Below are 11,959 nucleotides of genomic sequence, written 5' to 3' on the forward strand. Positions count from 1 at the left end.
CCCGCCTCAAAAGGGTTCGATCAGATACTCGATATGCCTTCGGCCCGATGCGGCGCGGCGGATGGAGACCGCGACACCGAAGACATGCTGGATCAGCGCTTCGGTCATCACGGTTTCCGGCGTCCCGGCATCGACCAGCTTGCCCTCATGCAGCACGGCGATCTCGTCGCAGAAAAGCGATGCCAGGTTGAGATCATGCAAGGCCATGATGCAGGTGATACCCAGGCGCCTGATCAGGGTCAGGATCGAGAGTTGGTGCTGGATATCGAGATGGTTGGTCGGCTCGTCGAGGATAAGTTCACTCGGCATTTGCGCGAGTGCGCGCGCGATGTGGACGCGCTGGCGCTCTCCGCCCGATAGCGTATGCCAGAACTGGTCATGTCGATCGGCCATATCGACGCGTGCCAGCGCGGCCTCGACCGCGTCTTCGTCGGCCGCTGTCCAGGACGTGAGTGCGCCGCGATGCGGGGTCCGTCCGAGTCTGACGACGTCGCACACAGAGAGCTGGATTTCAGTCGTCGCCTGCTGCTCGACAAAGGCCAGGCGCCGGGCGAGGTCGTGCCGCGACAAGGTGCCGATCTCGCGGTCGTCCAGCGTCACCACGCCGCTTGCGACCTTGCGCAGGCGGCACAGCAGCCTCAACAGGCTCGACTTTCCCGAACCGTTGGGGCCGATGAGACCGAGGATCTTTCCCGGTTCGGCGTGCAGCGTCACGCCGTCCACGATCACGCGCCCTCCGGCGCTCCAACGGACGTCGCGCGCGGCCAGCGTCATGCCGGTCGCCTCGCGCGATAGAGTATGAAGGCGAAAGCCGGGGCGCCGAACAGCGCCGTCACGACGCCGATCGGCAGAATCTGCTGCGGCACCAGCGTCCGCGACAGGATGTCGGCAAGAATCATGAAGACTGCACCGATGATCAGGCATGCCGGGAGCAGCCGGGCATGGGCTGGGCCCGTCAGGAAGCGCGCGGCGTGGGGTATGACGAGACCGACGAACCCGATCGTGCCGACGATACTGACCATGGTCGCTGTCATCACAGCCGTCGTCACGAACAGCACGATGCGCACGCGGGTCACCGCCACGCCCAACGCGGCCGCGGCATCCGCGCCGAAGGCGAACGCATCGAGCGCCTTCGTATGAAAGATGCAGACAGCGAAGCCCGCGAAGGCCACTGGCGTAGCGAGCCAGACATCGGGCCAGCGCACCCCCCCGAAATTACCGAGAAGCCAGAACATCACGCCGCGGGCCTGTTCGGCACTGGCCAGCGTGGTGACGATCGTCGCGGTCGCCGCATTGAACAGCTGCGATCCGGCGACGCCTGCGAGGATCACGCGGTCGGTCGCGCCACCGGCCCCTGCGGCGAGCAAGGCAACGATGACGAGCGCAGCAATGGCGCCGAGGAAGGCACCGCCAGATATGCTGAGCGCAGCACCGCCGAAGCCCAGGATCATCACCGCGACCGCACCCGTCGAGGCTCCGGCCGAGATACCGAGGATATAGGGCTCTGCGAGCGGATTGCGCAGCAGCGCCTGCAGGATTGCGCCCGAAAGCGCGAGCGCTCCTCCGCAGAGGGCCGCCACCACAGCCCGGCTCAACCGGTAGTCGAAGATGACGCCCTGCTGGATCGCGCTCACGGGGTAGTCGAGATCGAACAACCCGTTGCCCAGGGCCCTGAAGACCGTGGCAAGCGGGATCGACATTTCGCCGATTGTCACGGCGAGCGCGATCGCGAGTATCATCAGGACGAAGGCGAGGATCGCTACTGAGCCCCTCGCCAACCAGTTGGGCCGAACCACTCCATGGCTCACTTGGTGAGGCCGAAGCTCTTGATGCCGTTGGCCAGCGCCTCGATGCCGTCGATCGTATCAAGCCCGGCCCTGGTCGCGCCGACATCCATGATCACGATCCGCTGCTGCCGGCTGGCGTCGAGCTTGCTCGCAACCGCGTCGGTCTTGAGGAAGTCGAGCTTGAGATTGATGTCATCTGCTGGGAAACGCCGGCGATCCATCTTGACCACGACGATGACGGCAGGGTTGGCGGAAGCGACGGTCTCCCAACCAACCAGCGGCCATTCCTCGTTGGTGGTGATGACGTTCCGGGCGCCGAGTTTCGACAGGATATAGGCAGGCACGCCATTCTTGCCGGCCAGGAAGGCGTCGCCCTTGATGTCCTTGCTGGAGAACCAGACCACGACGGGGACATCCTGCGGCTTGATACCGGCCACAGAAGCGACCGCCTTGTCCTCGCGGGCCTTCAATTCGGCGACCAGCGCCTCGGCGCGATCGGAGACGTCGAAGATCTGCCCGAACTCGCGAACATTGCGGTAGACGAGATCCATCGTGAACATCTGCGTGCGGACGCCGTCGCCCGGCCCGGAATTGTCCTTTCCGACGCAGTCGGTGGGCGAGACATAGGTCGGCACCTTCAGCTTCGCAAACTGGTCGCGCTTGCCGACGATGCCGTTGGGGCCGATATGCCATTCGAACATCGCAGTCACGAGGTCGGGTTCCTGGGCGACGACGGCCTCGAAACTCGGATCGTTGTCGGCAAGCCGCTTCACCTTGGCGTTGACCGCCTCATAGGGCTTCGCGACAGGGCTGAACCACACGGCTGTGCCCACGACCTTGTCGCCGAGCCCGAGCGCGTAGAGGATCTCGGTCTGCGTCTGTCCGACCGCCACGACGCGCTTTGGCGCCTGGTTGAACGTTATCGTCTCCCGGCAATTCTCTAGCGTCAGCGGATACTGCGTCGGCGCGGCCAAGGCCGCTCCGGACATCGACATGCCGATGGCTGCGACGAACGAAAGGCAAGAAAGGCGTGCGGCGCTGCGCATTGAAGTCTCCGATAGCGTCGAGCGGCGGCATGCGTCGCGAGGCTCGGGGGCCTCGCACGGCCGATCCTGTAATGCAACAATATTACAATTTTGATAGACTGCTCGACGAGTCTGCGTCAAGCGCTCTGCCGCGGCTGCGACCGCGTGGTTCGGCATCATGGACATGGAATTCATCGCTCCCCGAGATGACGAGCCGGGAGCTTGAGCGGATCGGTTCGGGGGTGCGGGTCTACGACCTGCCGCCGACGCAAATCCCCCCGGACACCCCGCCCGAAAGACGCTTCTGCGATCAGGGCAGGTCTCCTGGCTCGCGGGTCAGCGCTGGCTTCGCCCGGCCTTCCCGGCGTGAGAGCGCCAGTGGACGTTGGGAGAAGAGCTCGCCGCTTACAGTTGCGGGGGCAGCCTCGGATTCGGCGCAGGGCGCCTCACCGAATTCCCTCTTAGCTTCGGGCCTGGACCCGAGGAACCTTGATCGCGGCCGACCATAGAGGGGCCCAAGGCGGCGTCAAGCCGCAGGCACCGACCACACCGCCTGCTGATGGAGCCCTGCAGCGAGACGGCTCCATCCTTCTCGGCTCACTCCCAGCTCAGGGCGCCGCCGTTCTGGTATTCGATGACGCGGGTCTCGAAGAAGTTCTTCTCCTTCTTCAGGTCCATCGCCTCGCTCATCCAGGGGAACGGGTTTTCCGTTTCCGCGAAGACCGGCGCGAGGCCGAGCTGCGCGCAACGGCGGTTGGCGATGAAATGCATGTACTGCTCGCAGAGCGCAGCATTCAGGCCGAGGAAGCCGCGCGGCATGGTGTCCCGGCCATAGGCGGCCTCGAGTTCGGCAGCGTCGCGGATCATGCCGCGCAGCTCGTCCTGGAAGGCCTTGGTCCAGAGATGCGGGTTCTCGATCTTGATCTGGTTGATCACGTCGATGCCGAAATTCAGGTGAATGCTCTCGTCGCGCAGGATGTACTGGTACTGCTCGGCGATGCCGACCATCTTGTTGCGTCGGCCGAGCGACAGGATCTGGGCGAAGCCGGTATAGAACCACATGCCCTCGAAGATCACGTAGAAGGCGACGAGGTCGCGCAGGAAGGCCTGATCGGCCTCGGGCGTGCCGGTCTCGAAATCGGGATCGTCGAGATGCTGGGTGTGCTTCAGGGCCCAGGCCGCTTTGTCGGTGATCGAGGGCACCTCGCGATACATGTTGAAGAGTTCGCCCTCGTCGAGGCCGAGACTCTCGACGATGTACTGGAAGGTGTGGGTGTGCACCGCCTCCTCGAAAGCCTGGCGCAGCAGGTACTGCCGGCATTCCGGATTGGTGAGATGACGGTAGATCGCGAGCACGATGTTGTTGGCGACGAGGCTTTCCGAGGCCGCGAAGAAGCCGAGATTGCGCTTGATCGTGCGGCGCTCGTCCTCGGTCAGCCCGTCCTTCGACTTCCACAGAGCGATATCGGCCTGCATCGAGACCTCTGTCGGCATCCAGTGATTGTTGCAGCCGGCGAGGTATTTCTCCCAGGCCCATTTGTACTTGAGCGGCAGGAGCTGGTTCACATCGGCGCGGCAGTTGATCATCCGCTTCTCGTCGACGCTGACGCGGCCGCCGGAGCGATCGATCTCGCCGAGGCCGGTGGCATCGGCAGAGGTTCCGCCGGGCGCGGCCGGATTGAGATCGAGGGCGGTGGCAGGCTTGCTGTCTGACCAGTCGAGCATGATGAATATCCAATCGGGTCTGAATGTCATGGCCGGGTCTGCCCCGGCCGTCCGTATCGTTCGCTATCGGGCAGGGCCGGGCATCCATGCGCGCCGCGAAGGCGAGCGTGGATGCCGCCGCTGCCTCACTGGCAGGCTTCGCAGGTCGGATCGTCGATCGAGCAGGCGTTCGGCACGGCCATGCCATTGTCGAGCGGGATGTCGACGAGGATCGGCTTGGACGCGACGGGGACCGTTGCCGACACCGCGTTGAGCTTGCCGTCAGTGCCCTTCAGCGTCGACTTCTCGACATGGGTCGCCGAGAGCGCGCGCAGGTAATAGGTCGTCTTCAGGCCGAGCCGCCAGGCGAGGCGATAGGCCTCGTCGAGCTTCCTGCCGGAAGGCTGCGCCATGTAGAGATTGAGCGACTGGCCCTGGTCGATCCATTTCTGACGGCGTGCGGCGGCGCGGATCAGCCAGCTTGTCTCGATCTCGAAGGAGGTTGCGTAGAGCGCCTTGAGATCGTCGGGGACGCGGTCGATCTGACTGACCTTTCCGTCGTAGTATTTCAGGTCCGAGACCATGACCTCGTCCCAGAGATCGCGCGCCTTGAGATCGCGGACGAGGTCGGCATTCACGACCGTGAAGTCGCCCGACATGTTCGCCTTGACGTAGAGCTGGCTATAGGACGGCTCGATCGACTGCGAGACACCGACGATGTTGGAGATCGTTGCGGTAGGGGCGATCGCCATGCAGTTCGAGTTGCGCATGCCGGTGGTCTTCACCCGCTCGCGCAGGCTGTCCCAGTCCAGCGTCGTCGAACGATCGAGCTCGACATCGCCGTCGCGGGCCTCCGAGAGGATGTCGAGCGAGTCGATCGGCAGGATGCCCTTCGACCAGAGCGAGCCTTCGAAGCTCGGGTAGCGACCGCGCTCGGCGGCAAGATCGACCGAGGCCGAGATCGCAAACCAGCTGATCGCCTCCATCGAGGTGTCGGCGAAGGCTACGGCACCCTCGGACGCCGCGGGCAGGCGCAAGGTCTGCAGCGCATCCTGGAAGCCCATGATGCCGAGGCCGACCGGGCGGTGGCGCAGGTTCGAGCGGCGTGCCTCGGGGATCGTGTAGAAATTGATGTCGATGACGTTGTCGAGCATCCGCATCGCGGTCGCGACCGTCTTGCCGAGCCYGGCCCGGTCGAGCCCGCCCGCCGTCACATGGGCTGCCAGGTTGATCGAGCCCAGATTGCAGACGGCGACCTCGTCGGCCGAGGTGTTCAGCGTGATCTCGGTGCACAGGTTCGAGGAATGCACCACGCCGGCATGCTGCTGCGGCGAGCGCAGGTTGCAGGCATCCTTGAAGGTCATCCAGGGATGGCCGGTTTCGAACAGCATGGTCAGCATCTTGCGCCAGAGATCGAGCGCGTTGAGGCGCTTGAACACCTTGATCTCGCCGCGCTCGGCCTTGGCTTCATAGGCCTCATAGGCCGCCTTGAACGGCTTGCCGTAGAGATCGTGAAGGTCGGGCGTCTCGTCGGGCGAGAACAGCGTCCACTGGCCTCCGGCGGCGACGCGCTGCATGAACAGGTCGGGGATCCAGTTCGCCGTGTTCATGTCATGGGTACGGCGGCGGTCGTCGCCGGTGTTCTTGCGCAGATCGAGGAACTCCTCGATGTCGACATGCCAGGTTTCGAGATAGGCGCAGACCGCGCCCTTGCGCTTGCCACCCTGGTTGACGGCGATCGCGGTGTCGTTGGCGACCTTGAGGAACGGCACGATGCCCTGGCTCTCGCCATTGGTGCCCTTGATATGAGCGCCAAGGCCACGCACAGGCGTCCAGTCATTGCCCAGCCCGCCGGAATATTTGGCCAGCAGGGCGTTGTCCTTCACCGCTTTGAAGATGCCGTCGAGATCGTCCGGCACCGTGGTCAGGAAGCAGGAGGAGAGCTGCGGCCTGAGGGTTCCTGCGTTGAACAGGGTCGGCGTCGAGGCCATGAAGTCGAAGGAGGAGAGCAGGTCGTAGAAGGCGATCGCCCGGGCCTCGCGGTCGATCTCGCGGATCGCCAAACCCATCGCGACACGCATGAAGAAGGCCTGCGGCAGCTCGAAGCGATTGCCTCGGACATGCAGGAAATAGCGGTCATAGAGCGTCTGGAAGCCGAGATAATCGAACTGGAGGTCGCGCTCCGGCTTGAGCGCAGCCGCAAGGCGGGCGAGATCGAAGCGTCCAAGCTCGGGATCGAGCAGCTCGTTGGCGATGCCGGTCTTCACATAGGCGTGGAGATAGTCGCCGTAACGTACTGACATTTCTGCCTGAGTCGCCTGTTCCGGACGACCGGAGACGAAGCTCAGCGCCTCGCGGCGGAGCTTGTCGAGCAGGAGGCGAGCCGAGACCTTGGAATAGTTCGGCTCGGTCTCGACCAGGGTGCGCGCAGCCAGGATCGGCGCCTGCGCCAGCTCATCCTGACTGATGCCGTCATAGAGGTTGCGCTGCGCTTCGCTCAGCACGGCTTCAGCCGAGACGCCGTCGAGCCCGGCGCAGGCTTCGCGAATGACCGTGGCGAGGCGAGCCCCATCGAGCGGCACGAGCGCGCCGTCGGCTGCCTTCATGCGCAGCACCGGCGCGGAGGCGACCACAGGCTTCGCTTCCGCCTTGGCGCGGGCCCGTTCCTGGGCTCGTTCCTCGCGGTAGAGCACATAGGCGCGGGCGACCTTGTGGTGTTCGCTGCGCATCAGCGCGAGTTCGACCTGATCCTGCACATCCTCGATATGGAAGGTACGGCCGGCATCGGCGCGCCGCGTCAGCCCGGCGACGATCTGCTGGGTCAACTCCGCGACGATGTCGTGGATTCGGCGCGAGGCAGCGGCGCTGCTGCCCTCGACCGCCAGAAAGGCCTTGGTCAGAGCGACGCTGATCTTGGAGGCGTCGAACGGGGTGACGCTGCCGTTGCGGCGGATCACCTGGTAGCCCGGTTCCGCGGTCGATCGCGCATCGCTGCCTTGCGATGCGATCGGGCTGAACGTCTCAGGGCGGATGGTATCGGTCGCGAGGGACATCGGCTTTCAAACCCCAATCTGTAGGGGGCAAAGGCCAGGCGGAGTCGCAACGGAGAATGTCGCAGCGACGAGCGCCCGCAGACATGACCAAGCGATCCACCGGGACACCCCGCCCGAGGACGATTCTGCTGTCGCGGCAGGTCTCCTGGCTCGCGGGTCATCGCTCTTGTCCCGTCTTCCCAAGGCCTGGCGGCCTCAGTGACTGATAGTCTGGACAAGTACTCGCCGCTGACAGTTGCGGGGGCAGCGCCGGTTTCGCACCGGCTTCCCTCTTAGCTCTCGATCTTGCGACTCGAGAGACCGTGACCACCATATCTAGTGGATATCGCGACAATTCTGTCAACAGCTTGCCACGGCCTATTCGTTGGCCTGTGAAGAGCGRGGAGTGGTCGAACTATGCGGCGATCGGCCTCGAGGGCGTCATGGCGCAGCTGCTCGCGCTGTCGCCCCACGTGCTATGGCTGCCGAACGGTGGGCCATCTGAGCCCCGACATGGAGGCCGAATGCGCAAGATCCTGATCATCGGAATTGGTGCCGGCAATCCCGACTATGTCACGGTCCAGGCGATCAACGCCCTCAACCAGGCCGACGTCTTCTTCATTCCCGACAAGGGGACAGACAAGGCCRAGCTCGGACGGCTGCGGAAGGACATCTGCGAGCGCTTCATCGAAGGATCGGATTATCGCCTGGTTCCGGTGCCGATCCCGGAGCGTGCCCCCGCCGGAACGAATTACCGTGGCAGCGTCGACGAGTGGCATGCGCGTATTGCCCATGACTACGAGGGCCTGTTCACGGAAGAACTCGGGGACGGTGAATGCGGAGCCTTCCTCGTCTGGGGTGATCCGACGCTCTATGACAGCACGCTGCGGATCGTCGAGCATATTCGCGCCAGGGGCTTCGCTCTCGAATACGATGTGATCCCGGGCATCAGCAGCGTGCAGGCCCTTGCGGCGCGACACCGGGTCGCCCTCAACCGGATTGGCGAGCCCGTGCTGATCACCACGGGACGCAAACTCGCGGAAGGCTTTCCCAATAACCTCGATAGTGTGGTCGTCATGCTCGACGGGGACCAGGCCTTCAAGAGTGTCGCGGGTGAAGATCTCGATATCTATTGGGGCGCCTATCTCGGCACCAAGGACGAGATTCTGATCGCCGGAAAGCTCTCGGAGGTGATGGGCGATATCGAGCGCATCCGGCGCGAAGCGCGAGAGGAAAAGGGCTGGATCATGGATACCTATCTGCTTCGGAGACGCGACGAGGACTGAACGGCGCAATGCGCGCATGACGACAAAAGGGTCCTTATGTCTTCGATTGGCCCCGTCGGGTGGATTGCTCCATCGTGTCACTGTCGCGGTTCGCCGGGTTGTTTGCCCGGAGCGAAGAAGGAGAGCCATTGCGCCGGACCACCCGATGGCCGATCTCAGCCGTCGAGAGCGCGGCGGATGGTATCGCGGCCGCGCTGGCTGCCGGATCAGCCCGAGTTGGTCCTGGCTCAGACGTCGACGAACCGCTTTCGCGGGGCTGGCGCCTTGCAATTCGCGAGGCCGCTTTGTAGGCGTTCACGATCGCCAGAGATCGGCACTCCGCGGGGTCTTCGTCTTTGGAATCATTCTGAAATACGGCGCCTATGACCGCCGATCTGCGCTCTTTCCGCCTGGAATGGAAAGGTCGCCAATGCGGCGGACATGGACGGGATGCACTCTCGCGACAGGCTGATATCGGATTGGACGAGGCTGCTCGCGCTGCCTGTTCTGCTCTGCCTTGGCGCCTGCTCGGTCGGCCCCGACTACGTCGCGCCGACGCAGGATCTGCCCACCCAATGGAATGGCGCCGCTTCGGCTGCGCGGCCTCCCGCTCGGTCGGAGTGGTGGCGGCAATTCAAGGATCCTGTGCTGGATGGGCTCGTGACCGAAGCGGTTGCAGGCAATCTCGATGTCGCCCAGGCGAAGGCGCGGATTCGCGAAGCGCGAGCGAGCCGGGTCCAGGCGATCGCGCCGCTGTTTCCTCAGGTCAATGGTTCAGCATCGGCAACGCGTTCGCGTTACGCCACAAGCTCCGATTCAGGGGGCGGCAACGGCATGAGCAACAGCTTCCGCGCGGGCTTCGACACCTCCTGGGAGCTCGACATCTTCGGCGGGCGCGACCGCGCCGTCGAAGCCGCGACCTATGGCGTCGATGCCGCCGACGATGATCTCGACGGAGTACTGCTGACGCTCATTGGGGATGTCGCTTCGGCTGTCATCGAGGCGCGCGGCTACCAGGCGCGCATTGTGCTTGCCAAGCGGACGGTCGAAACCCAGCGGGTGACCGAGGCACTGACGCGGGTCCGCTTCCAGGCCGGCGATGTCTCGGCGGTCGATACGGCGAGGGCGGTGGCGCAGGTCGCGAGCACCGAGGCGCAGATTCCGGCCCTTGAAACCGCGCTGTCCCAGACCCAGCACCGTATCGCGGTGCTGGTTGGCCGCCCGCCATCCGCCATGGGCTCGCGCTTGACCGGCGCTGCGAAGGTGCCGGCGACGCCCGCGCCACCGCGAGCCGGCGTCCCGGCGGACGTGCTGCGCAACCGGCCGGATGTCCGGCGGGCGGAGCGCAGTCTCGCCCAGGCAACGGCACGGATCGGCCAGGCCGAGGCGGTTCGCTACCCTTCCGTGAGCCTGACCGGCAATATCTCGACCTCGGCGCTGAAGCTCGGCGACCTCGCGAAGAACAGCGCGATCGGCTGGTCGATCGGCCCATCGCTGAGCGTGCCGATCTTCAATGGGGGCGAACTCGCTGCCGCGGTCGATGTGGCGCGCGCCCGGCGCGACCAGTCGGATGCGGCGCTTCGGCTCGCTGTGCTGAGCGCCCTGCAGGATGTCGAGGACGCACTGGTTGGATTGCGGCAGGAGCGACTGCGGCTGGCCAGCCTGTCGACGGCGGCTGCGGCTTCCGGTCAGGCGGCGCAGCTGTCCCAGGCGCTCTACCAGTCGGGCGGCGCCAGCTTCCTCGACGTGCTCGATGCGCAGCGCTCGCAGTATAGCTCCGAGGATTCGCGGATTCAGAGCCAGATCGCGCTGGCGACCCGGTTCATCGCCCTCAACAAGGCGCTTGGCGGTGGCTGGCTCCGGCCGGTCGAGGTCTCCCGCCCGCGCGTCGAGGATCCGCCGCAGGGGCCCCGCCTGCGTGCTGTCTCCCTGGAGGTCCCAAGCCCATGACGTCGCGCCGTGCCTTCATGCTGCTGCTTGTCCTGGGCATGCTGGGGGCGGGTGGCTATGCCCTGCGCTCGCAGCAGGCGCCGCAGCCGGCCGCGATTCAACTGCCGACGGTCGCCGCCACGATGGGCGATGTCGAAGAGGTCGTGCTGGCCAGCGGCGCGCTGGAGCCGATCCGGCAGGTGAGCGTCGGCGCGCAGGTCTCCGGCCGGCTGATCTCGCTCAAGGTGGCCCTGGGCCAGAACGTGAGCGAGGGCGACCTGATCGCCGAGATCGATGGCGTCACCCAGCAGAATGAACTGCGCTCGGCCGAGGCCGAGCTCGCCGTGCTGCAGGCGCAGCGCGAGGAGCGCCTCGCCAGCCTCGCCTATGCCGAATCCGTGCTTGCCCGTCAGAAGCAGATGCTCGGCCAGAACGCGGTCTCCCGCGACAATTACGAATCGGCCGAGATGACGGTGCGCACGATCCGCGCCCAGATTGCGGCGCTCGACGCCCAGATCATTTCCGGCGGCGTCAAGGTCGAGACCGCCCGCGCCAAGCTCGGCTATACCCGCATCACAGCTCCGGCGGCGGGCACCGTACTGGCCATCGTGACGCAGGAAGGCCAGACGGTGAACGCGGCGCAATCCGCGCCGACCATCATCGTGCTTGGCGACGTGTCGACCATGACGGTCAAGGCCAAGATCTCGGAAGCAGACGTGCTCAGGGTCAAGGCCGGCCAAGAGGCCCTGTTCAGCGTTCTCGGCGCGCCCGATCGGCGCTTCCCTGGCAGGATCGCCTTTGTCGAACCGGCGCCTGATACGCTGAAGACGCAGAATACGAGCAGCGCCTCGGCCTCTTCGGGCACGAACGCCTCCTCGACCTCCTCGGCGATCTACTACAACGCGCTGTTCGAGGTGCCCAACTCCGACGGAAGGCTGCTGACCTCGATGACGGTCCAGGTAACGGTGGTCGTCGGGCGGGTGCAGGGCGTCGTCACCGTGCCGTCCACGGCGATCAGGCGCCGGGGCGGAGAGCCCTGGCTCGATGTCGTCGGTGACGATGGCAAGCCCGCGCCGCGCAAAGTCAGGGTTGGGCTCGACAACAAGATCGTCGCGGAAATCTCTTCCGGGCTGAAAGCGGGCGAGCGTGTCGTCATCGCACACACGGGCTCCCCCGCAGCGGCCCGCCGCATGCGTGGCCCGCTCGGGTTCTGACCG

The 11,959-nt window shown here is 65.2% G+C and carries 8 protein-coding genes and 2 riboswitches; of the genes, 3 read left to right on the plus strand and 5 right to left on the minus strand.

Annotated elements, in window-relative coordinates:
* Positions 1-6: 6 nt before the first annotated feature.
* The 5 genes from AC1D34_RS03515 to AC1D34_RS03535 form a co-directional block, all read right to left on the minus strand.
* Complete coding sequence (locus tag AC1D34_RS03515; RefSeq protein ID WP_476823491.1) at positions 7-774, minus strand: ABC transporter ATP-binding protein; 768 nt, start codon at positions 772-774, stop codon at positions 7-9.
* Positions 771-1,739, minus strand: coding sequence for a FecCD family ABC transporter permease (locus AC1D34_RS03520; RefSeq protein ID WP_476823511.1), 969 nt, complete (start codon positions 1,737-1,739; stop codon positions 771-773). Before AC1D34_RS03520 ends, AC1D34_RS03515 begins: the two co-directional genes overlap by 4 nt.
* Before the next feature lie 65 nt (positions 1,740-1,804).
* Positions 1,805-2,833 (minus strand): ABC transporter substrate-binding protein, encoded by a 1,029-nt coding sequence (locus AC1D34_RS03525; RefSeq protein ID WP_476823492.1) that lies wholly within the window; start codon positions 2,831-2,833, stop codon positions 1,805-1,807.
* 276 nt (positions 2,834-3,109) lie between these two features.
* Positions 3,110-3,319: riboswitch (cobalamin riboswitch) on the minus strand.
* A gap of 90 nt (positions 3,320-3,409) precedes the next feature.
* Positions 3,410-4,537: a ribonucleotide-diphosphate reductase subunit beta gene (locus tag AC1D34_RS03530; RefSeq protein WP_441491619.1), complete on the minus strand. Its 1,128-nt coding sequence runs from the start codon at positions 4,535-4,537 to the stop codon at positions 3,410-3,412.
* Between the two features lie 125 nt (positions 4,538-4,662).
* Complete coding sequence (locus AC1D34_RS03535; protein WP_476823493.1) at positions 4,663-7,569, minus strand: ribonucleoside-diphosphate reductase subunit alpha; 2,907 nt, start codon at positions 7,567-7,569, stop codon at positions 4,663-4,665.
* A gap of 118 nt (positions 7,570-7,687) precedes the next feature.
* Positions 7,688-7,889, minus strand: a riboswitch (cobalamin riboswitch).
* Positions 7,890-8,072: 183 nt separating this feature from the next.
* Between AC1D34_RS03535 and cobF the strand changes: the two genes are divergently transcribed.
* The 3 genes from cobF to AC1D34_RS03550 all read left to right on the plus strand — a co-directional run bounded on the left by cobF (position 8,073) and on the right by AC1D34_RS03550 (position 11,956).
* A complete protein-coding gene (cobF, locus tag AC1D34_RS03540; protein ID WP_476823494.1) occupies positions 8,073-8,834 on the plus strand; it encodes a precorrin-6A synthase (deacetylating) in 762 nt (253 codons plus the stop codon).
* Positions 8,835-9,263: 429 nt separating this feature from the next.
* A complete protein-coding gene (locus AC1D34_RS03545) occupies positions 9,264-10,763 on the plus strand; it encodes an efflux transporter outer membrane subunit (protein ID WP_476823495.1) in 1,500 nt (499 codons plus the stop codon).
* Complete coding sequence (locus tag AC1D34_RS03550; RefSeq protein ID WP_476823496.1) at positions 10,760-11,956, plus strand: efflux RND transporter periplasmic adaptor subunit; 1,197 nt, start codon at positions 10,760-10,762, stop codon at positions 11,954-11,956. The genes AC1D34_RS03545 and AC1D34_RS03550 overlap by 4 nt, the downstream gene beginning before the upstream one ends.
* The last annotated feature ends 3 nt before the right edge of the window (positions 11,957-11,959 follow it).

This window comes from Allobosea sp. P1_A7, assembly GCF_056406775.1.